Source organism: Bryocella sp., from assembly GCF_058498515.1.
Map to the genome: position 1 here is coordinate 330,072 of NZ_JBMHYI010000070.1, position 26,485 is coordinate 356,556.

At 62.5% G+C, this 26,485-nt stretch carries 20 protein-coding genes; 11 read left to right on the top strand and 9 right to left on the bottom strand.

The features are described 5' to 3' along the window. The first annotated feature begins 75 nt into the window (after positions 1-75). From AC5E6W_RS21565 to AC5E6W_RS21585, 5 genes are all read left to right on the top strand, one after another. Entirely contained in the window at positions 76-2,265 is a 2,190-nt protein-coding gene (locus tag AC5E6W_RS21565) for a HAMP domain-containing methyl-accepting chemotaxis protein (RefSeq protein ID WP_491754408.1), read from the top strand. 70 nt (positions 2,266-2,335) lie between these two features. Beyond that, positions 2,336-2,839: a chemotaxis protein CheW gene (locus AC5E6W_RS21570; RefSeq protein WP_491754409.1), complete on the top strand. Its 504-nt coding sequence runs from the start codon at positions 2,336-2,338 to the stop codon at positions 2,837-2,839. Positions 2,840-2,850: 11 nt separating this feature from the next. After that, complete coding sequence (locus tag AC5E6W_RS21575) at positions 2,851-3,690, top strand: CheR family methyltransferase (RefSeq protein WP_491754410.1); 840 nt, start codon at positions 2,851-2,853, stop codon at positions 3,688-3,690. Next, positions 3,690-4,190, top strand: a complete 501-nt coding sequence (locus tag AC5E6W_RS21580; RefSeq protein ID WP_491754411.1) for a chemotaxis protein CheD — start codon at positions 3,690-3,692, stop codon at positions 4,188-4,190. The genes AC5E6W_RS21575 and AC5E6W_RS21580 overlap by 1 nt, the downstream gene beginning before the upstream one ends. 1 nt (position 4,191) lies before the next feature. Continuing rightward, positions 4,192-5,268, top strand: a complete 1,077-nt coding sequence (locus AC5E6W_RS21585; RefSeq protein WP_491754412.1) for a protein-glutamate methylesterase/protein-glutamine glutaminase — start codon at positions 4,192-4,194, stop codon at positions 5,266-5,268. Between the two features lie 33 nt (positions 5,269-5,301). Here AC5E6W_RS21585 and AC5E6W_RS21590 read toward each other — a convergent pair whose 3' ends face one another. The 6 genes from AC5E6W_RS21590 to AC5E6W_RS21615 form a co-directional block, all read right to left on the bottom strand. Further along, positions 5,302-6,864, bottom strand: a complete 1,563-nt coding sequence (locus AC5E6W_RS21590; protein WP_491754413.1) for an ATP-binding protein — start codon at positions 6,862-6,864, stop codon at positions 5,302-5,304. Continuing rightward, positions 6,861-7,433, bottom strand: coding sequence for a YfiR family protein (locus AC5E6W_RS21595; protein WP_491754414.1), 573 nt, complete (start codon positions 7,431-7,433; stop codon positions 6,861-6,863). The genes AC5E6W_RS21590 and AC5E6W_RS21595 overlap by 4 nt, the downstream gene beginning before the upstream one ends. After that, on the bottom strand, positions 7,433-9,364 hold the full coding sequence (locus tag AC5E6W_RS21600) for a TonB-dependent receptor plug domain-containing protein (RefSeq protein ID WP_491754415.1): 1,932 nt from the start codon (positions 9,362-9,364) through the stop codon (positions 7,433-7,435). The genes AC5E6W_RS21595 and AC5E6W_RS21600 overlap by 1 nt, the downstream gene beginning before the upstream one ends. Positions 9,365-9,453: 89 nt before the next feature. Beyond that, a complete protein-coding gene (locus AC5E6W_RS21605; RefSeq protein ID WP_491754428.1) occupies positions 9,454-11,559 on the bottom strand; it encodes a putative bifunctional diguanylate cyclase/phosphodiesterase in 2,106 nt (701 codons plus the stop codon). A 288-nt stretch (positions 11,560-11,847) separates the two neighbouring features. Continuing rightward, a complete protein-coding gene (locus tag AC5E6W_RS21610) occupies positions 11,848-13,239 on the bottom strand; it encodes an FAD-containing oxidoreductase (RefSeq protein ID WP_491754416.1) in 1,392 nt (463 codons plus the stop codon). Then, a complete protein-coding gene (locus AC5E6W_RS21615) occupies positions 13,236-13,703 on the bottom strand; it encodes a DUF4126 family protein (protein ID WP_491754417.1) in 468 nt (155 codons plus the stop codon). Before AC5E6W_RS21615 ends, AC5E6W_RS21610 begins: the two co-directional genes overlap by 4 nt. A gap of 265 nt (positions 13,704-13,968) precedes the next feature. On the opposite strand from AC5E6W_RS21615, the gene AC5E6W_RS21620 reads away from it, so the two are divergent. After that, the gene (locus tag AC5E6W_RS21620; RefSeq protein ID WP_491754418.1) at positions 13,969-14,898 is read left to right on the top strand and encodes an NADP-dependent oxidoreductase; all 930 of its coding nucleotides are present in this window, start codon (positions 13,969-13,971) and stop codon (positions 14,896-14,898) included. 86 nt (positions 14,899-14,984) lie between these two features. Further along, positions 14,985-15,482: a DUF4126 family protein gene (locus AC5E6W_RS21625; RefSeq protein WP_491754419.1), complete on the top strand. Its 498-nt coding sequence runs from the start codon at positions 14,985-14,987 to the stop codon at positions 15,480-15,482. Here AC5E6W_RS21625 and AC5E6W_RS21630 read toward each other — a convergent pair. From AC5E6W_RS21630 to AC5E6W_RS21640, 3 genes are all read right to left on the bottom strand, one after another. Further along, the gene (locus tag AC5E6W_RS21630; protein WP_491754420.1) at positions 15,473-18,622 is read right to left on the bottom strand and encodes a sensor histidine kinase; all 3,150 of its coding nucleotides are present in this window, start codon (positions 18,620-18,622) and stop codon (positions 15,473-15,475) included. The two genes, AC5E6W_RS21625 and AC5E6W_RS21630, sit on opposite strands and share 10 nt — an antisense overlap. Continuing rightward, positions 18,597-19,460, bottom strand: a complete 864-nt coding sequence (locus tag AC5E6W_RS21635) for a LamG domain-containing protein (RefSeq protein WP_491754421.1) — start codon at positions 19,458-19,460, stop codon at positions 18,597-18,599. The genes AC5E6W_RS21630 and AC5E6W_RS21635 overlap by 26 nt, the downstream gene beginning before the upstream one ends. A gap of 279 nt (positions 19,461-19,739) precedes the next feature. Further along, positions 19,740-20,369 carry a response regulator gene (locus AC5E6W_RS21640; protein ID WP_491754422.1) on the bottom strand — a complete coding sequence of 210 codons (630 nt, stop codon included), beginning with the start codon at positions 20,367-20,369 and terminating at the stop codon, positions 19,740-19,742. A gap of 478 nt (positions 20,370-20,847) precedes the next feature. Here AC5E6W_RS21640 and AC5E6W_RS21645 point away from each other — a divergent pair, with 478 nt between their 5' ends. The 4 genes from AC5E6W_RS21645 to AC5E6W_RS21660 all read left to right on the top strand — a co-directional run bounded on the left by AC5E6W_RS21645 (position 20,848) and on the right by AC5E6W_RS21660 (position 26,201). Further along, a complete protein-coding gene (locus tag AC5E6W_RS21645; protein WP_491754423.1) occupies positions 20,848-22,125 on the top strand; it encodes a peroxiredoxin family protein in 1,278 nt (425 codons plus the stop codon). A gap of 101 nt (positions 22,126-22,226) precedes the next feature. After that, positions 22,227-25,040 carry a sensor histidine kinase gene (locus tag AC5E6W_RS21650; RefSeq protein ID WP_491754424.1) on the top strand — a complete coding sequence of 938 codons (2,814 nt, stop codon included), beginning with the start codon at positions 22,227-22,229 and terminating at the stop codon, positions 25,038-25,040. A gap of 4 nt (positions 25,041-25,044) precedes the next feature. Beyond that, positions 25,045-25,671: a response regulator gene (locus AC5E6W_RS21655; protein ID WP_491754425.1), complete on the top strand. Its 627-nt coding sequence runs from the start codon at positions 25,045-25,047 to the stop codon at positions 25,669-25,671. Between the two features lie 128 nt (positions 25,672-25,799). Next, on the top strand, positions 25,800-26,201 hold the full coding sequence (locus tag AC5E6W_RS21660) for a hypothetical protein (protein ID WP_491754426.1): 402 nt from the start codon (positions 25,800-25,802) through the stop codon (positions 26,199-26,201). Positions 26,202-26,485: the final 284 nt, after the last annotated feature.

Sequence of the window (26,485 nt, forward strand, 5' to 3'; positions counted from 1 at the left end):
GAGCGTCTCAGGGCGAAAGCTCACTGGTGCAGTGGACCGCAGAAGATCTGAATCAAGCTTGAAGGGACAAACGAAATGAAATGGTTTTTTGATCTGAAGATCGGCGTCAAGCTGATAACGGCCTTCGTTATCGTGGGAGCCATCACCGCCATCGTAGGCGTCGTCGGAATTCGCAGTATGGGCCAGCTTGCCCAGACCGAGTCCGACTCGTATGTGAAGGATACTTTGGGAATCGATGCCATCAAGCAGATCGACATCGATGTAGTCCACGGTGCACGGGACGAGAAAAACCTTCTCCTGGCCAGCGACAGGGAAGGGCGCAACAAGTATTACGCCCAGGTCCAGAACGATATCGTGAAGGTGAACGAAGACATCGCCAAGGTGGCTCCGCTGCTTCACACCGAGGCAGGCAAGAAACTACTGGCTCAGGTCGACCAGGCGTGGCGCGAGCGTCGGGATTTTGCCAACCAGACCGCCGACCTGGGCATGAAAGAACCGTTCGACCGGAAGCGAGCCTCGGTGGAACTTGCCACGGGCGCTGGCCGGGTGAAGACGAATAATCTTGAGCAGGCAATCGGCCAACTGATCGACCAAAAAGAGTCCATGGCAAAGGCGGCCGCAACGGCCGCGGATGATACCTACGTGAGCAGCCGCATGTTCATGCTCATCCTGGTAGCGGGTGGCGTGCTGGGTGGCCTTGCGTTGGGATATTTCATCTCCCGCAGCATCTCGAAGCCGATGGCACAGCTTGCTGAGACGGCGAAGCAGATCTCATTGGGCGACGTCAATCAAACCGTCGAGTATCACGGAGGCGATGAAGTAGGCTCTCTTGCCGACTCCTTCCGGGACCTGATCACCTATATTCGAAGCGTGTCCGACGGGTTGGAGAAGGTTGCGGTGGGCGATCTCAGCACGCAGTTGGAGCTGAAGTCCGACCGCGATGTACTCGCCAAGAGCTATGGACGAACGGTCAGCGCTGTGCAGGCCATGGCTCGCGACACCGTCGTGTTGGCGGAAGCCGCGACGCAGGGTAAATTGGCGACGCGCGCGGATGCAGACAAGCATCATGGCGAGTACCGCAAGATTGTGCAGGGCGTCAACGAGACGCTCGACGCCGTCATCGGCCCGTTGAATGTGTCCGCGAAGTATGTGGACCTGATCAGCAAGGGCGATATTCCGCCCACGATCACAGACAACTACAACGGCGACTTCAACGCCATCAAGAACAATCTGAATACGCTCATCGTGGCGATGAACGAGATTACCGCTGCTGCAGAGGAAGTCGCTGCCGGCAATCTGGCGGTGCAGCTGCGTGAACGTTCGCCGCAGGACAAGCTGATGCAAGCGCTGAAGGCGATGGTCGCGGGATTGACGAAGACCGTGTCCGAGGTGCGTTCGATTGCGAGCGAGGTATCGGGCGCCAGCCAAGCGATCGCAACGGCATCGGCGCAGGTCTCCAAGGGCGCAAGCTCGCAGGCCGCAGCTGCCGAAGAGGCGTCCTCGTCGATGGAGGAGATGGTCTCCAACATCAAGCAGAACGCCGACAACGCGCTACAGACGGACAAGATAGCGAACAAGAGCGCCAAGGATGCGCAGGAGAGCGGAAAGAGCGTCTCGGAGGCCGTAACCGCGATCAAGGAGATCGCGAACAAGATCTCCATCATCGAAGAGATCGCCCGGCAGACGAATCTGCTGGCGCTCAATGCTGCGATCGAAGCAGCCCGCGCCGGAGAACATGGCAAGGGCTTCGCTGTGGTTGCGGCGGAGGTACGCAAGCTCGCCGAACGCAGCCAGAAGGCAGCTGGAGAGATCAATCAGCTCTCCACCGACACGCTGAAGGTCAGCGAGAAGTCGGGCGAAATGCTCACACGCCTCGTGCCTGACATCCAGCGGACCGCAGAGCTGGTGCAGGAGATCTCTGCCGCCAGCCGTGAGCAGGACACTGGAGCCGAGCAGATCAACAAGGCCCTGCAGCAGCTCGAGCAGGTCATTCAGCACAATGCGTCAGCAGCGGAGGAGATGGCGTCGACGACCGAGGAGCTCACCAGCCAGGCAGAGAATCTCGTCGGAGCGCTCTCGTTCTTCCGCACCGGCGCGGAGCTTGCCGCCCCCGTTCGCACTCCTGCGCGCCCGGTTACGAAGATGCCTGCTCCCGTGCAGCGGCGTCCTGTGGGCCAAGCCGCCGTCAACGGCTCGAGCAATGGGTACGCGCTGCGCATGAATGATCGTCCGGACAGTGTGGACGGAGAGTTCGAGCGCTACTAGGAACGCACAGCAGGCGAAGACGCGGGGCCCGATGGGCTCCGCTGCCTGCACAGATAAGAAAGGAATCGACATGAGTGTGGCTGAGTTGACCGATACGCGCCAGTACCTGACCTTCCGGCTTGGCAGCGAAATTTTTGCGATCGATGTAGCCAAGGTTCGCGAGGTGCTCGACCTGACGACGATCACCCCAATCCCGCGAACACCGGAGTTGATGGCCGGCGTCATCAACCTGCGCGGCAGCGTGGTGCCCGTCGTTGACTTGCGGCAGTGCCTCGAGATGACGAAGACCGTGAACACACGCAACACGTGCATCGTCGTCGTCGAGGTCGTGCTCGATGGCGAGTCGACGATCATCGGAGCATTGGCGGACTCTGTAGAAGAGGTCATCGACCTCGACACCACGCAGATTCAGCCAGCGCCTCGCATCGGCATGCAGGTTCGTGTGGACTTCATCCTTGGCATGGGAAAGCGCGAGAGCAACTTCATCATGATCCTGGATGTGGACCGGGTATTCACCGCAGAAGAGTTGCGTGGGTTCGGCGCTGAGAGCAGCATGACGGAAGCTGCGGCCTGAAGGGGGTCTGTATGGAGACCCTCGATGAGGTGCGCGAGGATCACCTCTCGCGTCGCGACTTCGATCGTGTGCGTGCGCTGGTCCGCGAGCAATGTGGGATTCAGTTGGCGCCCGAGAAACACACGATGGTAGAGGTTCGCCTCAGACGCCGCCTTCGTGCACTAGGGCATTCGACCTACGGGGAGTACTGCGATTTTCTCTTCGCACCCGGTTCCAGGGACGAGCTCGTTTCGCTGATCGATGTCATCACAACGAACAAGACGGACTTCTTCCGGGAGTCGAATCACTTCGACTTCCTGATGCAGCGGGTGCTTCCCGAATTCGGCGGTAACAGCGCGCCGTTCCTGATCTGGAGCGCAGCTTGCTCGAGTGGCGAAGAACCCTACACGATGGCGATGGTGCTGAGCGAGTATGCATCCCAGCACGAGAGCTTCTCGTTTCGCGTCCTCGCGACGGACATCTCTACCGAGGTGCTGCAGCGAGCTACCCTTGCGGTCTACACGTCTCAAGTCGTCGAGCCCGTGCCTACAGGCATGAAGCGAAAATACCTGATGCGGAGCCGCGACCGGAGCAGCGATCAGGTACGCATCGTGCCCGAGCTTCGCGCGAAGGTGGAGTTCCAACGCCTGAATTTCATGGACGATGCATACAGGCTGAATGAAAAGCCGCAGGTCATTTTCTGCCGGAACGCTCTTATCTATTTCGATCGAGCCATGCAGGAAAGCATCGTGCGGAAACTGCTGCATGAGCTTGTGCCTGGCGGCTATCTGTTCATTGGGCACTCGGAGACGTTGGGCCAGATGGACCTTCCCGTCACCCCGGTGGCGTCCACTATCTATCGAAAGCTCTGATGACGACGGCCCCGGAATTTACGCTGCAACCCGGAGAGGCCAAGCTGGTACGTGGTCCGGCCATTCTCAAAACTGTGCTGGGATCCTGTGCGGGCGTGACTTTCCGCGTGGAGCGGCTGGGACTTGGGGCGATGTGTCATCCGATGCTGCCAACGAAGCATGCGTATCGTGAGAACCAAGCCGGAGGACCGAGGCGTTATGTCGATCATTCTCTCTGCGAGATGATCCGTCGGATCGAGGGGCTCGGGGCGCGTCGCGAAGAGATCGAGGTCAAGCTGTTCGGATGCTGCGATGTGCTGAACTTCGACGAGAGCCGGGTGACGGTGGGAAGCATGAACGCGCAGATGGTTCTGAAGGTCCTCTCTGAAGAAGGTGTCCGGCTGGCAGTGCATCAGATCGGCGGCCCTGTGGGGGTGTGTATCTACTTTGTGACCGATACGGGTGAGGTCTTTCTGCGGCGTCTGGCTCCGCTTCACAATAGCTCGCGAAGAGGACAGTAATATGCAAATGGGAGATAAAGGCCGCAAGGTTCGTGTCCTCATCGTCGACGATTCGGCGGTGGTACGCCAGGTGTTAACGAGCCTGCTTGAGAGCGACCCGGAGATCAAGGTCATCGGCACGGCGTCGGATCCGTTTGTCGCGTCCGAGCGCATTGCTGAAGAGGTCCCGGACGTCATTACGCTGGACATTGAGATGCCGCGGATGGATGGGCTGACCTTCCTGCGCAAGATCATGGCGCAACGGCCGATCCCCGTGGTCATCTGTTCCTCTCTAGCCGCCGACGGCGCGCAAAGCACGCTGGACGCGATGAGTGCCGGTGCGGTGGATATCATCACCAAGCCGAGGATTGGTACTCGCCAGTACCTAGAAGAGTCCCGCATCCAGATTTGCCAGGTGGTGAAGGCTGCTGCCCAGGCCCGACCTCGTGCACGCTCCGCAGCCCGTGTTGTGGAACCAAAACTTACTGCCGATGTGATCCTGGCGCCATCGCAGAACGCCATGGCCGAGACCACAGAAAAGGTCATCGTTGTCGGAGCCTCGACCGGGGGGACAGAAGCTTTGCGCGAACTGCTGGAGCCGCTGCCGGAGAACGCTCCGGGCATCGTCATCGTGCAGCATATGCCGGAGTTGTTCACCAAGAGCTTTGCGCAGCGGTTGAACGGTCTTTGCGCGATCGAGGTAAAAGAGGCAGAGCCGAACGACACCGTGCTTCCTGGGCGTGCGCTCATCGCTCCGGGGAATCACCACATCCTGTTGCGTCGCAGCGGCGCACGCTACTATGTCGAGATCAAGGATGGCCCGCTGGTCTGTCGTCATCGCCCGTCGGTGGATGTGCTCTTCCGCTCTGCTGCGCGCTATGCAGGCCGCAACGCTGTCGGCGTGATCCTTACTGGTATGGGCGACGATGGTGCGCGTGGCATGCTGGAGATGAAACAGGCAGGAGCCTATAACATCGCGCAGGATGAGGCGAGTTCCGTGGTGTACGGCATGCCCAAGGAAGCGCTGCGTATGGGCGGCGTCGACAAGGTGCTTTCGCTTGGATTGATCCCGCCGGCGCTGCTGCCGTTCCGGGCGTAGGTCTTACGTTGCAATCTCTCCAACGCCGTTACCCTACGCCGCGTCGGTCATGCTCTCGGACTCGGCTACCGCGAGCGGCATGTGGATTGAGAAGCTGGAACCGCTGCCCAGCACGCTCTCTACCGAGATGAAGCCTCCCATCGCCTGGCATAGTTGCTGACTGATCGCAAGTCCGAGACCGCTGCCGCCAAAGCGACGCGTGCTGGAATCGTCGACTTGGCTGAAGGTCTTGAATAGCCGGTCGAGATGCTCGGGGGGAATGCCAATGCCGGTGTCTGCCACCGTCCAGACAACAAAGTTGCGCCCTTCGCAGGACTCCAGACTCGTGCGCAGGGTCACGCGACCCGCTTCCGTGAACTTACAAGCGTTGCTAATGAGGTTGAGCAGGCACTGACGTGTGCGCAGCGGGTCGACCTCGACCAGCGCCTCGCCGATCCTGTTTTCCAGGATGAGTGTGTTGTGGTTCTGCTTCGCCAGGACCTCCGCAGTAGGCTGCACCTCGCGCAAGAGGTAGTGTGCCGAGAGCAGCGTTGGGGTCAGCGCCAGTTTGCCGGCCTCGATCCTAGATAGATCGAGGATGTCGCTGATGAGTGTGAGCAGGTGGCGCGCCGAGGTCAGGATCTTTTCGAGGTCGGCGGCCATGAGTGCATCGGCGTTCGCTACGGCGTCCTCATGCAGGATTTCGCTGTAGCCGATGACGGCGTTGAGTGGCGTGCGCAGCTCGTGGCTCATGTTCGCGAGGAAGGCACTCTTGGCGCGGCTGGCGTTCTCTGCCGAGATGCGGGCCGTTTCCAGATCACGCTCGATAATTTTGCGTTCCGCGATCTCGTGCTCGAGTGCCTGAGTACGTGAGCGGACCTTGTCTTCCAGGCCATCCTGTGCGCGTTGTAGTTGCGCATCGCGCTCGTGGATGCGCTCCATCATCGCGTTGAACTGGTCGATGAGCACACCGGTCTCGTCGTTCGAAAAGCGATGGGCGCGAAGCAGATAGTTGCCCTGTTCGGATACCTTGGTGGCCACGTGGGTCAGGTGCAGAATGGGCTGGGAGATAACGCGCTGCAGCTTGGACGCGAGCAGCCCGGCGATGCTGAGTGCGATGAGCGCGGTGATGACCATCGTCTCCGCAAACCGAGCCAACGAGTGATACATCTCTTCGAGACTGATCTGCAACACTAGCGAGCCAACCGGTTCACCCTTAATGACAATGGTCCTCCGTATGAACATGTGCCTCGATGCATAACTCACGGGCTTTCCGCCGAGTTTCGGGCAGGGCTGGGTCTGTGCCGTAGCAGCGAAGCGTGCGAAGATGCGACCGACGGGGTCGAAGAGGCAAGCTTGCTCGACGTTGCGGTCCTCGCGCACCTGGAACAGTGCTTCCTTCGCCACACCGCTATCGTTGAAGAGCAGGGCGGTGGCCACATCGTCGGAGATTAGCTGTGCGGTCGCGTTCTCCTGCTCGACAAGCAGGTTTCGATAGTGCACCAACTGATAGGTCCAGAGGACCGTACCGGAGATGATGAGTGTTGCCAAGGCGATGCCTACCAGCAGCACGATGAGTTTTGTGCGGATGGAGAGAGCGAGGAAGAAGCCCTTCATTGGGTCACCGAGGCGAGGCGCAGGACGCGCGAGCTAATGCGCAGGCTGCTGCGTTGCGCAAGCGTAAGGTTGACCTCGATCCGAACGTGGTCGCCTCCGATGGGCAGGCCAATGATCTGATCGGGTGCGATGTTGTTGCTAAGTTCCGAAACGGTGAGCACCGCGCCACGTACCGCCTCGGCGTGTGCCGCGGATAGCAGCTTGCGGTTTGCGACGCTGGTGTACAGGACGTGGCAGGCTTCCACGCTGTCAGCCGCCTTCAGGTGCCGGACGGCGATGGGCTTCTCGTCGATTGCTTGGTGATCGAGGATCTTATCGACGTAGCGGTCGATCGGGTCCGCTCCCAGGATGCAGATGAGGAACTGCGTGTGTTCGGCATCCATCTTCCAGGACGGCCAGTCGGTGAAGCGCGCAATGTTCAGCAGCATGGCCGCGCGGATGGCGGCCTCATCGGCGGAAGTCTGAGCGAGCGCAGGGCGCGAGTGCGTAAAGGTCATCACGGCCGAAAGGCATAGGAGTAGCCCTGTGCTTGGGCCACGTCGCGCCGCAGGTCTTCCGGGCGCGGGCATCAGAATGTGATCCTTGCTTTGAGGTAAAGAGACCGTGGGACCTCGAGACCATGGTCCAGGCCCGGATTGTCGTCATTGAACTCGATATGATGTGCGCTGAGCAGATTCGTCCCGCCTGCGTCGAGATTGAGATGGGATCCGAGGTGGTGCGTGACATGCATATCCAGCCGGGTGTAAGCCCCAGTTCCATGTCCTGGCGTGGAGCCATGAAAGGTGGGTGAGGTATCCGACAGTGCCTGCACATATTGCAAGAAGCTGTTTACCTGCCAACCATGCGAGAGCGATTGGGAGGCCGAGAGGCTGCCGCTATTGCGAGGGCTGTTCCAGCTATTGCGGATGGCGATAAACCCGGGAAGGGTCTGGCTCCCATGAGCCTGCATCCAGGCGTAGCTGCCCGTGAGGTCCAGTGAGCGGGTTGGCTTCCATGTCAGGGAGGCTTCGAGGCCCTCGGTTAGCGCGCGGTAGCCATTGACGAAAGTCTCAGGGATGGCGATTGAAGGCCCGTATTCGGTCGAGAACTGTGGCGCACTCGACTGGATTCCAGGGATGCGTGCGTCCACATTGTGATATGAGGCTACGTCTAAGGCGAGGCAGTGCGGAAGCTGAATGCGGTATCCCGCTTCGTAGGCGTCAACGACCTCAGGTTTCATCGCCGAGTTGGCAGTAAAGAACGCGATCACGGGAAGTCCGTTACTACTGTCGACGATCGCGTCGTAGTCCAGGCCGATATCGGCGACAGAGACTGCTACGGCGGCACGAGAGGCCGCCAGCCAGAGCGACTGCGTGCTGGTGGGGGACCAGAGGAGACGCACGCTCGGCTGCGCCTGGAAACCCGAAAGCTTGCCTTGCTGCAGCTTGACGCCCGCGGTGGCGAAGAGCTTTCCGGGGACGATCGCGATCTCGTCCTGAAAGAAGACGGCCGCCAGGTAGTTGTTGTACTCCCTCTTTAGCGTATAGAGCGGAGTGCCAGCTGTCCGGTCCACGGTGAAGCGGACCTCGGCTCCGAGGATGATGTCGTGTCGAGCGCCCACTTGAAAGTGATCCTGCGTGTCGAGATCTGCGGTATCGGTGGTTCCTTCGTTATGCAGTGCATATTGTGCCTGCCTCGAAACGTACATCTGCGTCACAGTGTCAGAGGGGGCTCCTTGATGCTCCCAGCGACCCAGCAGGTTGCCGCCGCTAAAGTTCTCACTGTCCTGAGTGCCACCGCCGGCGGCGGGGGGAGCAATGAGCTCGGCATGGACGTTTCCACGGTACAGCTGTCCTGTAAGGAGGACGGAATCCTGCAACACGGGCTGCCAGTCGATCCGTCCGCTGAGCCGTTCTGAGTCCTGGCCATCGTACTGCTGCTGTCCAAGGGAATCGACCAATGCTCGACGTTTGACGGCGTCCAGATCGAGACTGAACTGGGAGTGTTCGGTCAACGCTCCGCCGTAATGTATGGCTGCGCGTTGCATCAGGTTTGAGGCGTAGCCGGTGGCTTCCGTAGCGAGCGAGTGGCGCACCGGCTTGGTAATGATGTTGATGACACCGTTGACCGCATTGGTTCCCCAGACAGCGGCACCGGGGCCGCGTATCACCTCAATGCGATCGATGTCGCTGAACGGGATGTCGATCTCTTCCCAATTGACGCCTGAGAGGACTTCCGAGTAGACCGTTCGGCCGTCCACCAGAACCAGGAGCTTGTTGGCGTATTGATGGTTGAATCCACGTGCTGTTACGGCCCACCTGGAAGCATTGATCTGCGCCACCTGAACTCCGGGCACCATGCGGAGGAGATCCGGGATGCTGGTCGCGGCAGATCGTTGGATCTGTTCGCTGGTGATGACATAGACGGCGCCCGGGGTCTTCGCCACATCCTCGGCGTGGCGCGCAAAGGAGCTCACACTGATATTCATCTGCGTGAGGTCTTCAAGGCTGCTTGTCTTCAACTGCTCGGTATTGCTGGTCTGTGCAATTGCAGGAGCTGAACCGCAGCACAACGTAACAAGCAGTATGGTGTGCGCAATGCCTTCCCGCATCACGCTGCGTCCTCGAGCTTCCGCGAGGCATTTCCATCCAGCAGGGTCTTCATCTCCCCGGCGACGATGGGCCGGGAGAAGAAGAAGCCCTGGCCCAGCTTGCAGCCCAGCCGCTCCAGTGTGGAGCGATGCGGCTCGGTCTCGACGCCTTCGGCAAGCACCTTCATGCCCAGCGTGTCGCCCATGGAAACGATGGTGCGGATCAGGTGCTCGGTCGAAGGCTCGTTAGGATCCAGCGCCATGGTGAACTCGCGGTCGATCTTGATCAGGTCGAATGGGAGCTTGCGCAAGTAGCGGAACGAAGCGTAGCCCGAGCCGAAGTCATCGAGATCGAGCCGGACTCCGAGGTTCTTGAGCTCCTGTAGCAACGTTGCAGCGGCGTCGATGTCCTCGAACAGCACACCTTCGGTGACCTCGAGGTGCAGGCTGGAGGCAGGGAAGCCGGTAGCTTCCAGTGTCTGCGCAACGCTCGCGACGAGATTCTGCTGACGGAACTCGCGCGGCGAGAGATTGACCGAGAGCTCGATTTGAGGAACATGTGGCGACTCGATGTGCCACTGCTGCACCTGCGCGCAGGCCTCACGAAGAACCCACTGGCCGATTTCGACGATGAGCCCGTTCTCTTCGGCAATGGGAATGAATAGACCTGGAGGGATCAGCCCGCGGCTCGGATGTCTCCACCGGATGAGCGCTTCCACACCATACAGGTTGCAGGACTTCAGGTTGGCCTTGGCCTGGTAGAAGACCTCGAACTCGCCACGTTCGACGGCGCCACGCAGATCGTTCTCCAGTTCGAAGCGGTCGTGGGCTAGGGCCAGGAGACTCGGATTGAAGACCACGGCGCATCCCCGGCCCTTGGCCTTGGCTGCGTAGAGCGCGGCGTCGGCCTCGCGCAGAATGTCCTCTGGTCCGCCCTGTTGCGGCGTGAAATAAGCGATCCCGATGCTGAACGCGCAGTGCAGCAGGCGGCCCTCCAGGGGGAAGGGCTTGTTCATCGTCGCCTGTAACGCGTCGATCAGCGGCTGGGTAGAGAGGGGGTCGGCGTGGAAGCGTAGCAGGATCGCGAACTCGTCGCCTCCCATGCGCACGCAGATGGGCTCGCTGCCTTCGGGGGCGTGCTGCGCAGCAACGTCCTGCAGGCGTGCCGAAACCTGGCGCAGCAGATCGTCGCCGGCCATGTGTCCGAGGCTGTCATTGACCAGTTTGAATTTGTCCAGGTCGATGAACAGCACGGCGTGCGAGGTACTTCCGGCGATGCCGGCCAGTTCCAGGTAGCTCAGCAGCAGTGCGCGGTTCGGGAGCCCCGTCAGCACGTCGCGGGTCTTCTCGTCGGTAACGTCGCTCTGTGATCCGGCCAGGCGCACCAGGTTGCCACTTGCATCGCGAGTCGCCACGGCGTGGCAGGACATCCAGCGCACCGTCCCATCGCTGTGCAGCACGCGGTACGAGCAGTGCAGAACGGCGCTGACTGCACCGCGGATTAGCTCCAGCTCGCTGGTGACCTTGTCGCGGTCGGAAGGAAGGATGTGGTCGAACCACAGCTGCTCGTTGGGCTGATCCTGGTCTTCGCTCAGCCCCATGGACTCCAGCCAGCGTGGCGAGTAGTAGACGTAGTTGGTCGTCAGATTCCAGTCCCAGAGGCCGTCACGCGACGCCTGTGCCGCCAGGGCATAGCGCTCCTCGCTCAGCCGCAGCGCGGCCTCGGCCTTCTTACGCGAGAGCTGCACCCGGATTCGCGCGAGGGCGACCTGGTAATCGATGGGCTTGGTGATGTAGTCGTTGGCGCCGGCCTCGAGGGCAGAGGCGATCTTGTCGCTCTCGGCCACCGCTGTGACCATCACGACGGGAAGTTGCTCCGGGCTGTACTGCTCGCGCCAGTGACGGAGGACGTCGGAGCCGCTCATGCCCGGCATCATCTGATCAAGCAGCACCAGGTCGAATGGTTGTCTCTCAACGGCCGCGATGGCGCTATGGCCGTTGCTGGCGACGGAGACACTGAATCCGGAGCGCCGCAGCCGCCGCGACAGCATGTCGAGGTTCAACTGCTCATCATCCACGATGAGAATGCGCGACGTGGCCGCTGGCACAGACTGCGGGCCTGGCATTTCTTCCAAGGGGGAGTGTTCCGGTGGCTCGGGCATAGGGTCTCGGGAGCGGTCTGCGGCATATACGAACGCTTTCGAGACGTCGCCCGTGGCGCAGATCCGCTGATCAATCCCTCTATCGGCTGGCGGCGAGACTTACCCTAGATTGTGTCATGGCCGACCAGGACTCACCACTTCTCCGACAATTGTGGGATGGTGCACCGGCGTCGGCCACGAGATGCGGATTTGCTACTACAGTGTGCCGAGGCCTCCGGCATCAGGGGCTCGTCGCGTTCCTGCGCGGCGGGTTCAGGTAAGAGGTTTCAGATCGCCCACGACCGTAGGCAGCAACTCAGCTACGGTGGGGTGAATGTGGACTGCATGCTGCAGCGTCGTGTAGGGGGCCTTGGCGTACATGATGTCGAGCACGGAGTGAATCGCCTCATCACCGCCCACGCCGAAGATGGTTGCGCCGAGAATCTCCTTACTATCGGCATCGGCGAGGATCTTCATGAAGCCGAAGCTCTCGCCCTTTTCGACGGCGCGGCCCACGCGCGTCATCGCGCGGCGGCCGACGAGTGCGTTCCGGCCAGACTTCTTCACCTCGGCCTCGGTCATTCCGATCTGCGCTACCGGTGGATCCGTGTAGAGCGCATGGGCCTGGATGCGGTCGGTGACACGGCGTGTCGCACCGTCGATGAGGTTATCGGCGACGATTTCGAAATCGTTGTAGGAGGTGTGCGTGAACGCGCCGCGCCGATTGCAGTCGCCGAGCGCGTAGATGTGCGGGACGTTGGTCTGCAGCTGATCGTTCACGGGCGTGAAGCCGCGATCGTCCAGCGTCACACCCGCCGCGTTGAGGCCGAGGTCCTGCGTGTTGGGAGTCCGTCCCACGGCCAGCAGCACGTGCGAGCCTTCGACGGCGGGGTCACCGTCATCGCAGGTCACGTGCACCTGCACGCCGCCGTTGGCGCCGGGCGCCAGCGCGATACATTTCGCGTTGAGCCGAACCCCGATGTCCTCTTGCTGAAACAGTTGCAGGAGTGAATCCGTGACGTCAGTGTCCTCATGTGCGGCAAGCCTCGGGCCCATCTCGACGACGGTGACCTTGCTGCCGAAGCGGCGGAACATCTGCGCGAATTCCAGGCCGATATAGCCGCCGCCAACCACGATCAGGTGCTCGGGCAGCTCCTGCATCGCGAGCAACGTGGTGTTGTTCATAAACGGAACGTCATGCACGCCTTTGAGTTCAGGCACAGCGGCTCGCGTGCCCACGTTGAGGAAGATGCGCTTGCCTTCGATCTGCGCGCTGTCTTCTCCGGTGACGTTCATCATGATGGGCGACGTGAACGTTGCCGTGCCGCGAAAGACCGTGACATTGGGTGTGCTGCGCAGCATCTTCTCGATGCCGTTGCGAGACGCCATCACGACATCCTGCGTACGGCGTTGGACCTCCGGCATCGACACCGTGACCGAGCCCGCGTGATGCACGCCCCAGCGCACGGATTCGCGCACGCGATGCGCGGTCTCGGCACTGGCGATCATGGTCTTGGTGGGCGTGCAGCCGGTGTTCACACATGTGCCACCGAAGAACTTGCGCTCGACGATGGCTACCCGGCGGCCCGCATTCGCCAGGCGCACTGCGAGAAATGGCCCTGCCTGACCTGAGCCCACCACGATGTCATCGAAACCTTGCGTCATAGAAGAAACCTCACAATCAGAATGCCACTGCCGACGGCAATGCAGTCCTCCAGAAGGGCGATTGGCAGATCATTTCCTCCGATGGCCTGCACGAGCCGGCCGCGGAACTCCGCTCCACCCAGGGTTCCTGCAACGGCTCCGACTGCGCCCAGCAGAGCTCCGGCAACGCCGGTCCCGTGAGCTGTGCCGATGGCGCACCCCGAGAGTGCACCTGTGAGGACGCGGGTGATGAACTGGGGCGGAACCTTGCGGCTGGGGGTGGCCGGCAGCTTGTCGTTGACAATCTCTGCCAATGCCAGGACTGTAAAGATCCATGGCGTCCATTGATAGCCTAGCCAGCCAAGCCATGTGTCGCCGAGTGAAAGGATGCCGAGGCGTGCCGCCCAGCTCACCATGGTGGGAGCCGTAATAGCCCGCAGGCCAGCGACGATGCCGATCAGAAATGCCGCAAGAAGAATGGTCATGACTCCTCCGAAGTGCGTATGAGACGGGATGCTCGTTACAGGCTGAAGGCTAGGGTTTCTTGTGAAGATTTGAAAGGACACAAAGAACAGGTGGAATCCGCTCATTTCGAGCTGAACCGTTATCGACTGTGCAGGGTCCGCCTCGAATTGACCACGCGAAGGCAGCTCGCAGGATGGGCCTCACGCGGCGAGCGCCCGGCTACACTCCGGACAGGAAGCGCGGAGATTCAGCCAAGGTGATTCGCGCTAAAAAACGGAGATGGGAATGAAGGCACTTGAGTTTGTGGATGCGGCGAGTGGCGAACAACTCATCGAGCGGGAGCGCGACCAGCCGACACCCGGGGATGGGGAACTGCTGATCCGTGTGCGAGCCGCCGGGATTATTCCCAGTGAGCGGCTCTGGTACCCCACGCTCCATACGAAGCTGGGAGAGCTCCGCAGCAACGTGATCCCTGCGCATGAGTTTGCCGGCGAAGTTGTGTCGGCTGCCGGAGGTTCTCGCGGCTTCGCGCCCGGGGACGTGGTCTTCGGCATGAACGACTGGTTTCAGGAGGGAGCGCTCGCCGAGTACACGCTGGCCGTTCCGGGGAGCCTGGCTCGAGTGCCGGCCGGCATCTCCCTGGCGCAGGCTGCGAGCGTACCCATCAGCGCGCTGACCGCTTGGCAGGGACTCTACGAGCGAGCCAACATCCGAGCAGGCGAGCGTGTGCTGATCCATGGGGCTGCCGGCGCTGTCGGGCTCTTCGCCGTACAGCTTGCTGCCATCCGCGGCGCGACCGTGATCGCGACGTTGGGTGGGGAGGATTTTGCTGCCGTGAAGGCCCTGGGAGCTACTCAGCTGATCGACTACCGGTCCCAGCAGTTCGACGAGTTGGTCGAGCCGGTGGACGTCGTCTTCGATGCGGTCGGAGGAGAGACGCTGGAGCGCTCGTGGGGTGTGCTCAAGCCCGGCGGCAGGGCCGTAAGCATCGTCGCAGGGAGTGCCGATTCGGCGGAGGCACGGGTGCGCGAGGCGTTTCTTCTGGTTCGTCCGGTGGCCTCGCAACTCGCCGAACTGGCGGGCTGGCTGCATGCTGGCCGGTTGAGCACCTTTGTAAAGGCGTCCGTCCCCTTCGGCGAAGCGAGCAACGTCTATTCCGCGACGTTTCCCGCTGATGGCCGCCGGTTGGGCAAGATTGTCGTGACGATGCCCTGAAGCCACATGCGATGCCCATCGAAAGTGTCGGTTTGAAGCGATCTCTCCAGCGCTTTCGTGAGCTTCAGTAGCACTCTACGCTGCAGATGCAGAGCTTCTATAGCGGGGGCCGGATGTACCTGTTGTTTCTTGCTCTTTGTGAGGGCTGCCTCGCGGGATTGCGGCCCTTCACGGCAGCAGCCATCCTTAGTTGGGCCATCCATCTCAGCGCACTGCCACTCTCCGAGACGACTCTGGGGGGCTTCGGTTCGTGGTGGCTTTCCATCACCCTGACGGTGATGGCGGTCGCCGAACTGGTGCGCGACAAACTCGCCTCGACGCGCTGCCGGCGGTCGCGGCTGCAGTTTGCGCTACGCCTGGTCGTAGGGCTCTTCTGCGGGGCGGCTCTGTCCATGCCGAACAGCCTTCCCTGGTGGTCAATGGCAGCCGGGGCCATCGGGGCCACGATTGGCACATTTGCCGGTTCGGCCCTGCGGCGGACGCTTTCCCGCGCCCTCGATGGCGATATGCCGATTGCGTTTCTGGAGGATGCGGTCGCCGTCTTCGGCGGCTTGGCCATCCTGAGCCAGATCTGCTATCGCTGAACCGGCCGGCTCCGGCTTGAGAGAACTTCTTCGTCGGCGCGAGGCGTCGCGGTATCTGTGTGGGACGATCCCATCGACGCCAGCTTCACGACGTATCCCCACAGCGCGATCCACGGCGCCAGCCACGGACGATGCAGGCTCCGGGCGTGGGACTCATAGACGAGTGCAGCATCCAGCTTCACATCCACCAGCGTTCCCGTGTCGGGCCGGGTGTGGAGGTGGAAGTTGGCACCGATCTTGCGCGCCCGTTCGCGCATGCCAGTCAGTCCCCAGTGGCCCTCGCGTGCACCGTGGCGCATGACGGAATCGGGAATGCCCCGACCGTTGTCGGAGATGATCATGCGGAAGCGCTCGGGCTTGTAGTAGAGCCAGACCTCGATGCGGGTCGCGCCGCCGTGCCGAAAGGCGTTGTTGAGCGCCTCGCGGCCAAGGTAGGCGAGTTCCTCCTGGGCGATCGCCTGCATGGTCCGGGGCTCGCCCTGCACGGTGATGGCGTACTCGCAGGGGTGCAGCTGATAGAGCGTCTCGCACGATGCGGCAAAGATGCGGTTGAGCTCCGGGGAGGCCATCGTGGAGCGCAGACTCACCAGGCGCTCGCGTCCCTCGCGCATCACGTCATCGGATTGCCGCAGAGCATCCTCGAGCATGCCCCGGGCTGCCGAGCCTTCCGGGATGTGATCCACCGCCATCTGGAAGAAGAGGATGAGCGCATGGAAGCTCTGCAGCAAAGTGTCGTGCAGTTCGCGGGCGATGGCTGTGCGCTCGATCAGGCGCTCCTCGGAACGCATATTGGCCTGCGACATGAGGAAGTGGATCCGCGCGCGATAGATCCAAACCCCTAGGAGTAGGAAGCAAGCGCAGAACGCGATCTTGAACGGCCAGCTCTGCCATAGCAGCGGGCGCACGACGACACGCTGCGTGCTGGTGACCTCGTTCCAGCTTCCGTTGCCATTGGTCGCCATCACGCGGAAGCGATAGGTTCCCGGCGCGAGGTTGGTATACACCGCAGCGTGCTCCCCGGTGGGAGCGCTCCAACCCTCGTCGAAGTTCTCGAGCCGGTAGCGGAATTGGATGCGGGCTGGGTCACGCAGATAGATGCCCGTGTAATGGAAGACCACGCGGCGCGAGCCGGCGGGAATGATCGCATTATGATCGAGCGCCACAGGACCGGCGTCGGTCTCAACGCTCTGAATCTGCGGTACTGCGGGCTGCAGGTCCTGATCGGGCAGCAGGGAGGTGGCGTCGAGCCCGGCGGCTGTCGTGAACCACATTCGTCCCACCGCATCCGTCACCATCACTCGCGACCGGACATCGCCGCCGGAGCTTCGGAGGCCGTCGGGGTCACCGTAGGGCCGGACTTCCTCCTGGCGCACGCTCCCCTCAAGCACGGTTGTGGCAGGGGCTGAGAGAAGCTGCGTCTTCGTCGCGATCCAAAGCCGCCCCTGGGCGTCGCGCACCATCCCTCGCACGGCGCCTTCCAGCGTCGGCACTACGAGCGTGCGAATCTTGTCGCCATGAGCCGCTGCGAGACCTGTGTTGGTGCCGATCCACATCGCCCCGCTACTGTCGCTGGCCAGCGCCGTGATCTCTGACGACGGCAGTCCATCCTTGTCCGTGTAGGTTCTCCAGGAGAGCCCGTCCCACAGGCTCAGTCCCTCCGGAGAGCCAATCCATAGACGATGCTGCGAATCTTCCTCGATGGCTGAAACGGCATTCGACGCCAGTCCATCGGATCGCTGGAATCTTGTGAAACGGCCGTTGGCGTAGTGTCCGATGCCGCGCGTGAGCGTACCCGCCCAGAGGCTGCCGTCGTGGGCTACGTGGACCGCGAAGACGTTGTTCTCCGGGAGCCCGTCTTTCTTGGTCAGTGTCGTTGGAACGAGCGATTCTCCCTCGAATCGCAGCCTTGTCACGCCGCCGCGCTGGCGGCCAACCCAAATGCCTGTGCTGTCGCCATCGATGGAGTACACCACGTCGTGGTCGAGACCGGCGAGCGGCACCGGATGCGCTAGGCCATCGCGCTCCCAGTAGAGGCCGCCATCCAGCGGGGCGAACCATGTGCGATCGCGGGTATCCACGTAGACGGGACCATAGCGGCCGGCAGGGAAGCCTTCCTCGGCTCCAAAGTGGAGGATGGGCGTCTCGGAGATACGCTCGAGGCTGCCGCCATCGCCGAACCACAAGTCTCCCTGCTGGTCCTCGAAGAGGGCTGTGATCGCGGCCTGGCGGTCGCTCCTCGCCAGCCAGCGTGCCACATGTCCGTCGTAGTGGATCAGCCCGTGCTCGGTGCCGATCCACAGATGATGTTCATGGTCCTGGATCATCGCAAGCACCTGCTGGTGCGCCATCTCGTCCGGAAGCTCGGGGACGACGACGCTCTGGCCGTCCCACACCGCCAGTCCGTTGTCGGTGCCGATCCACACGGTGCCATCCTGCATGGGCAGGAAGCAGTTGACCTTCAGGTCGGGAATGCCCCGTGTGATTGGCGTGACGACCTTATCCTTCCAGGTCAGGATGCCTGCCTCGCGGGTGCCAATCCACAGACGTCCGTCGGTGGCTTGGGCCATCGCGATCAACAACGCCGTGGTGCTGAGTGGCAGTTGCTCAATGACACCACCCTTTAAGTGCATGAGCCCGTGGTAGAGTCCCACGGCGAAGAGCCCTCCATCGTTGGCGGCGGCCACGGATGTGATTGCCGGCTCCCGCAGGGCCAACGAGAGGACAATCTGGAAGCGGCCCTGGACGTAGTGGATGAGGCGCGCGTCCTGGCAATAGATCCACAGGGAGCCGTCGCGGTCCAGCGTAAGCGTAAGAACGTGGCGGATCGGCGCCATGCTGCGCGGTGGCGGCTGCATGGATTGAAACGTGAATCCGTCGAAGCGTTGCAACCCATCGTCGGAGCCGATCCAGAGGTAGCCATCCGGTGTCTGGACGACGGCATTGATGCGGCCGCCATAGATGCCGTCCGCGGGTCCCCAACGGTGGCTGAGGTATTGCCGCATCAGCGCCTGGGTGGCTCCGGGAGTACCTGCCGGTTGCGCTGGTGAAGAGCCCAGTGCTGATGCGCCCATGGCGGCGACGAACAGAACAGTCCATACGCCGACACGCCGTGCGCTACGGAAGAAACTGGAACTGATCAATGATCACCTCCGTCTCTTTTCGCTCGGGGACCGGGGCGTACGGGAAGACGCACAGCGTGATGAAGGTCTTCTCCCCGTTAGGTGTGGGAACGTTTGTCGTAAAGCGCCAGGAGGAGACAGGGAGGTTCCCATGGCTAGTCTCACGCTCAGTAAGGTAGTCGACGCTGCCTGGTGCCCAGTGGAACGACATCGCGATCGGGCCTGGTGGAATCTCGAACCGGTAGACGTTGGACGGGACGTAATAGGGCTGCGTTACATATTCCCCGTTTTTGCTGTCGGGGACGCCCCAGCGGCTTATGTGGAGATCGATCTCGTGGTGGCTGTCGGCGTCACGCTCTTCCTGCCAGGTATTCATGCTGAGCATCGTCGCTGGTTCGAATTGGCCCACATCGCGAATGTGGAAGCCATAGGTGCCGTAGCCGAGGGTGCGGAGGGTGCGCAGCTCGGCGCAGCTCCAGTCCGCACCTTCCCGCCGCAGCGCGAGGTGAAGCGAACCCTGGTTATCCAGCCACACGTTGTTGCGACGGTACTGGTGGACTCTGCCGCCGTTGGTGCTGGTGGCCGTCCGTACCTCCCAGTCATAGCCGCTGAAGGAGAGGTTGAAGGACTTCAGGGGAAAGGGTCTGCCCTGCACTCGTCGGATTGCGAGTACGTCGCCGACTTCGGGCAGGTCCAGCAGTGTGGCCTGGGGCTTGTAAAAGGGCGGCACAAGCAGCGCGATGTATTCCATGCCCAGGTGGGTCGGTGTGGTCCAGGAGCCATCCGCGGCGATGCTCGTGAAAGGATGTTCGGCCGCGGGCTGCACCCACCAACGCTCGCCGGAGTGGGCGTAGATCACAATCCGGCTCCCGCGAGGTGCGGACGTGACTTTCCCCGAGATGGTGCCGGCGGAGTCGGCGCCGCCCCGTCCCGCGATAGGGACGTCCTTGAAGTCAATGCTGCAGGGAGACGGATGACAGCTGCAGAGCAAGAGCGAACAGGCGAATGCGATGATCGCGGCCCAGCGGCGCATCCATCGCATCTTAGTGCATTTCCCCTGTTGGTGGGTATTCCGTGAGTGGCGTGCTGTGGCGTTTTCTTGGGGAAAACGCCCATTGGAGTCTATAGCGCAAATGCCCTAGCTCTCGATGATGCCGCGGCGAAGGGCAATCATCACCGCGTGGGTGCGATCGCTGGCGTTCAGTTTGGAGAGGATGTTCCGCACGTGGCCCTTCACCGTGTGCTCAGAGACGCGGAGGCAGTCGGCGATGAGCTTGTTGGAGTTGCCGGAGGCGATGGACTCCAGCACATCGATCTCGCGCTCGGTCAGCAGGTCGTCGCCCGCGTGCTCGGCCATCGTCGTTGCAATCTCCGACGGGATGCGGCGGTGGCCGGAATTCACCAGCCGAATCGTATCCACGAGCTCCGTCCGCAGCATGCTCTTGAGCAGGTACCCGGAGGCTCCTGCCTTGAATGCCTTCAGCGCCTGCACGTCGCCGCCGTAGGTCGTGAGGACGATGATCTTCGCCGAAGGGAAGTCGCGACGGATCTCCACGATCGCTTCAATTCCGTTCTGCTTGGGCAGGCGCAGGTCCATCAGCGTCACGTCGGGGCGGTGCGAGCGATAGACGGCAACAGCTTCCTGGCCGTCCGAGGCTTCCGCGACCACCGTCATTCCGGACTGCGTGTTGATCGAGGCTGAGATGCCAGCGCGAAGCAGGGGATGATCATCCACCGTCAGCACGCGAATCGGTTGCGTAGACGTCATATAGCCTCCTCTGTAGCGTAGCCCGACCGGTAGCTGCAGCATATAGGGGAATCTGGCGGTGCTGAAGCCTCGAAAGTATTGCCGAGTCCCACGTCGATGTTGCCGACAGACAAAAAGAAGACGGTGGCTCGCCCTGGCCTGGTCCTGGTCGAGGCGGTCGTGGCCTCTTTTCGGCCTGCCCAAGGCTTGCGCCAGCGTTGCCCCTCTGCTCTAATCGACCCATGCAGATTGTACTCAGGCTTTGTTGTTGCTGTGCTCCGTCGTGTGACGTTGAGTGCGGCCGCCTGTGTTGTCGCTAGCCGCGTAACTCCCGTCGCATCTCCGGTGCTTCTCAGCCCGCGGGCCTGCCACTTTGTGGTCAGCGCCAGCACGGAGTGAGCGTCTCCTCCTCAGGTTCCTGAGGGCCCGGATTCCTGAGATCCCATGACATTCCGGTTCCAGTACGTTGTGTGGCATCTCTGCCGCGCAAGGAGGCTCGATGAAGAACACCCTCGCAGTGATTACTCTCCTGGGGCTTAACGCCGGATCCGCGTCGTTGCTTGCGGAAGACTGGCGCGGCACAGCCACGGTGCACGATCAACAAATTCCCGTGCACGTCGTCCTCTCCAGTCCCGCCGCCGACGGGTCCGTCACCGGCACCTTCCTCAATGGGCCCGAGAAGCAGGTCTCGACCAGCGGGGAACTGAAGGACGGCCACCTCGTCCTGCGCTTCGACTACTTCGCCCGCAAGCTCGAGGGTGACATCCGCGACGGCAAGCTGGAGGGAACCTTCGGCGGCGCTCGCGGAGGCGTTGTGCCTCTCACGCTGCAACGGGACGCGAAGCCCACGGAGGAGCTCAACGCCGCTCCTGTGAAGGCTATCTCCGGTGACTGGGAGATCGCGGTGAAGTCGCCCAAGGGTGAGTCTGCCTGGGCTCTGCGCGTGACGCCCGCCGCTGGTAAAGGAGCAGAGGCCAAGGCCGTCATCCTGCGCATCGATGGGGACACTGGCGGCCTCTACGGCGGCTATGACGCTGTGGCGAAGCAATATCGCTTCTCGCGCTTTGGAGCTTCCGGTTCGGCGCTGTATACGCTCGCGCCGGGCGCTGACGGCACGCTGACGGTTACGAACCTCCTGCAGAAGGGCGATCCCTGGAGCGCGCGCCGTCCGACAGAGGCTCGCAAGGAGAATCTTGCTCCGCCTACGAAGAGCAACCAGCAGACCGGCGTCAATGATCCAGCCAAGCCGTTTGCCTTCACGGCGACGGACTTCGATGGTAATACCGTGACCAACCGCGACCCACGCTTTGCAGGCAAGGTGGTGATTGTTGCCATTGGTGGGAGCTGGTGCCCCAACTGCCACGATGAAGCGCCGTTCCTCGAGGATCTTTACAAGCGCTATCACGACAAGGGTCTCGAGATCGTCGACCTCTCGTTCGAGGAACCCGATCAGTTGAAGAACCCCACTCGCCTGCGCGCCTTCCAGAAGAAGTACGGCCTGGAGTACCCGATCCTGCTGGCAGGAACTCCTGATCAGCTCAACGAGAAGCTGCCCCAGGGCAAGAACCTGAACTGCTGGCCCACGGCGTTCTTCATCGGTCGCGACGGCCTGGTGAAGGAGGCTCATGCCGGCTTCTCCGGCCCGGCCACGGGCAAGGCGTACGTCGATCTGAAGGCCGAGACCGACTCGCTGGTCGAGAAGCTTCTTCGGACACGACCGTCCCGCAGCCTGGCCTCGGCGCATGCAGGTGCGGTCGCACAGCACGCAGGCCGCTAACGCGACGAAGTCCGAAAGGGATCGCCAGTTGACGATGCCCCACGCGGGTGGTTGACTGGGCGGGATTGTTTCCTGCGGCTCCATGGCGACGGCGCGTAACGATGGCTGCGGCGCTCGTGTGGGCTGTTGTCGCTGGCGTCGCACCCGCTCAGGACCTCCGCTACCTCGGTCATCAATCCTGGACTACCAGCGACGGCCTGCCTCAGGCCAGCGTTCACGCCATCGCGCAGACCCCGGACGGGTTCCTCTGGATCGCTACTGAGGGAGGACTCGCACGCTACGACGGAGCACAATTTGCGGTGTACGATCGCACCTCGCTTCCGGCTCTGCCGAGCAACGATCTCTGCTGCCTGACGGTCGCCGGAGACGGCACGCTTTGGGTGGGTTCCGGCAACGGGCTGGCCGCGATTCATGACGGCCACGCGCTGGCTCTCCCCGCAGGGATTCCGTTTCGCGACGTCGCGATCATCTCGCTGGCGACGCATGGAGCGGCCGGGGTTGAGGTCGCGACCGGCGCGGGGCGTTTCTTTGTCGATGCCCATGGTGCGCACGCCATGGACGATACTGCTCCTCCGCGCCGGGTGCCGATCTCATCCGCCGCTGGCGTTGACGCCAGTCCGTGGAGTGCGACCGTCTCCCAGGTAAGTCTGCACAAGGCCAATGCCACCCTTACGTTGACCGCCGGCCGCGAGCTTCCTGCGGGGCGCGTTCAGACGGTGTTCGTTGCGCAGGATGCAGCGTGGATCGCGATGAGCTCCGGGCTTGTGGCTATCGATTCCGCGAGCCGACGTGTGCAGACTGTGCCATGGTTTGCTGGCCGCTCGGTACTCGCGATCTTCGAGGACCGCGAAGGCGACCTGTGGGTCGGCACCGAGACCGCCGGGCTACATGAGCTTGCGCGCCGCGCCTTCCGTGCGATCGAAGGCGCCTCCGATCTTGGGATCACGGCACTCAGCGAAACGCCTCAACTTGGGGTGGTACTGGGCACGCACGATGGTGGTCTGTTGAGCTGGCGCGACGGGCAGGCCAAGCCCATGCATGTCGCTGGGCTCACGGCGGACGACACCATCCTCTGTCTGGGCAGCGCTGGTGGCACGCTCTGGGCCGGCACGCCGCATGGACTTCTGCGCATCGACTCGCGGCGTGTGCCGCGTATGCTCACATCGCTTGAAGGCCTTCCGGATGACTCCGTCCGCAGCGTCGCTGCGATCTCCGCGACGCAGGCCTGGGTAGGCACAGCGCACGGACTTGCGTTCGTCGATGGTGATCACATTCGCGGCTTCGGCCCGCAAGAGGGACTTGGGGGGGACTTGGTGGGTGCACTACTCCCTGCGCGGGGAGAGCCTGCGCTGCGCAGCGGAGTCTGGGCTGCGACCGATGGCGGTCTCTCGCTCGTCTCCTCTGAGCTTGTGGTACGGACCTTCGGCAAGACTCAAGGACTAACGACCCCTGTGGTCGCGGCGATGGCCTATGACGACGCGGGCCGCCTATGGCTCGCGACCGAGGATGGCTGGTTGTGGCGGCTGGAGGGAGATCGCCCCCACCGCGTGTCGCAGCTTGTTCCGCGCCGAGCCCGTGCTCAGCAGGTCGCCTCCATCACCGTGGCCGCGAACACACTATGGCTGCAGACCAGTGACGGCATTCTGAGCGGTACACTCGACCGGCTCCTTTCCTGCGGTGACAACGGTTGCAGCGACGCGGCGCGGCTACTGACGCCATACGGCGAAGGGCAGGGTATGCCCAGCGCGGAGACCCTTTCCCTGGCAAGTGGCACACCTCTGTTGCGGGACGATGGGGAACTCTGGTTTCCCACCCGCGGCGGCATCGCTGCGACGACGGCGCGCATCACTAAGCCTCCACTCGGTGTTCCTGTCGTGTTGGAACGTATCTTGGCCGACGATCGCGAGCTGCCAGTTTCGGAGGAACTGGCGCTGCCTTATGGTCGTAGTCGCATCACCGTTGAGTTTGCGGGCCTGAGCCTCCGAGATCCCCGCGCCGTGCGCTACCGCTATCGCATCGAAGGCTTCGACCGCGACTGGATTGAGGGTGGACAGCGCCGCTTTGCGACGTACACCGCAGTGCCGCCCGGTACCTATACCTTTCGTGTGCAGGCTGCGCTGGAGGGCCAGCCATGGGCCCGGGAACAAGCAACGCTGCTGCGGATCACGCCTCCGTTCTATCGCAGTTGGTGGTTTGTGCTGCTGATGTTGCTGGGGGTCGCGGCGCTGTTGGGCGCGGGCTATCTCTATCGCCTTCGGCTGCTGCGACGGCGCTTTGCCGCGGTGCTCGCGGAACGTAACCGCCTCGCTCGCGAGGTCCATGACACGCTGGCGCAGGACCTCGTCAGCACAACCATCCAGCTAGATCTTGTGATGATGCAGCTCAGCCACAGGCCTCTGCCGGAGAGCCGCGCGGATCGCGCCCTGACGCAGCTTCGCAGCCTGCGTAAGTTCGTCGGCGAAGGGCTCGCCGAGGCGCGGCAAAGCATCGCCGATCTGCGTGAGGGCTCGGTGAGCCTGGATCTCGCTTCGCGCATTCGTAGCATCGCCGCGCACAACGCGGCGACCGCAGCGATCACCCGCATTGAGGTCGAAGGCCGCACGCGGACTCTGCGTCCTGGTGTCGAGCGCGAGGTCGCGCGTATCGTAGGCGAGGCTCTCACCAATGCCGCGCGTCATGCGCAGGCAAGTGAGATCGTTGTCACGCTGCGCTACCTTCCGCAGCAGCTCGAGGTTGTCGTCCACGACGACGGCAGAGGCTTCTCACTGGACACGCAGGCTCGTGAGGAAGGACACTTCGGTCTGCAGGGCATGCGGGAGAGAGCCGAAACGCTGGGAGCAGAGCTCGAAGTGGAGAGCTCGCCCGGCGCGGGTACGACGGTACGGCTCGCAGTGCGCGATGCGGAGAGTGTGTAGGCGGATGGCGGAGACGATTCGAGTGCTGCTGGTCGAGGATCACCACATTGTGCGGCAGGGCCTGCGCATGCTACTGGAAGAAGACGCTGGCATGCAGGTCGTGGGCGCAGTGGGCGATGGCATCGAGGCAATCCCGGTCTTCGAGCGCGAGCGTCCAGATGTGGTGCTCATCGACCTGCAACTGCCCCGCATGGGTGGTGCGGAGACGATTCGCAAGGTGCGCGAGACGCACCCTGACGCTCGCTTTCTGGTGCTTACCACCTTCGACGGTGATGAGGATATCTATCGTGCTCTGCAGGCGGGCGCGAGAGGCTACATGCTCAAGGGGATGCCTCCCGAGGAGCTGCTCGCCGCGATCCGCGCGGTGCACGCAGGGCGGAGGCACATTCCGCACGAGGTGGCGGAGAAGCTGGCGCAGCGTGTGGGCGACCATCAGCTCACCGCGCGCGAGCAGGAGGTACTGGAGCGCATTGCTGCTGGTCGCAGCAACAAGGACATTGCCGCGGACTTGTTTATCTCCGAAGCCACGGTGAAGACGCACGTCAACAGCCTGCTCTCGAAGCTCAGCGTCGCGGACCGCACGCGCGCCGCGGTGGTTGCCATCGAGCGCGGCCTGGTGAAGCATCGGTGAAATGCCTCGCCGCCATTGCGATGCTGCTTGCCTCTGCGTGCGTAGGTATCGCGAGCAGAGCTCAGCATCCTCATACCGAGCCGCCACCTACGTGGCGTGCTGCGACCGCCGAGGAGCTTGCGGACGTGTTGCCGGCTCGTGCACCCGTCGTTCAGGAGCGCATCGAGACCGAGCCAAGCACGAACAGCGGCATCACCGATGCCCACGGCCACGTCATCGCGGCGACGGTGCTGATCACTGCGGGCTACGCGGCGCACGGCAAGTATTCGCAATACCTGGTTGTCGGCGCGCCAGTGCAGTTTGGAGGCAGCGTCGATCTGAAGCCTGGTGCGTATCTCATCGGCTGGACGCGCGAAGAAGCTGGTCTTCGTGTGATCTTCTACGAGGCGGCCAACGGGAAAGCCGTCGGGACGGTCGAGGCGCTGCCGTCGAATCCTCCGCTGCGTGTCGTGCCGATCCGCATCTGGGCTCCCGCGCAGCACAATCTGCTGCAGATCGGCCGTTTTGTCATCCCTTACGAACTCCGCTGAAGCCCGGGGAGTGCCTCAACCTTTTGGTGGAGGAAGATTCGTCCGATTTGCCGACGCGCGTAAGGGGCGAGCTGGCTACTCTGGTTCCTGAAAACACCCCTCCTGGACCGGGCGCGCGCCACGCGACCCGGTCAATTCTTTTTGGGGTCATTTTTCTGATTCAGGCGTTGCCCACGCCTTTTCGTCTGGCGAAGAAGACGATCCCTCCCACGAGCAGGATCAACGCGGCGGTGCGGACTTCGCGATGGAAGTTGGGTCTGGAGATGAGGATGAAGAGGAAGCCT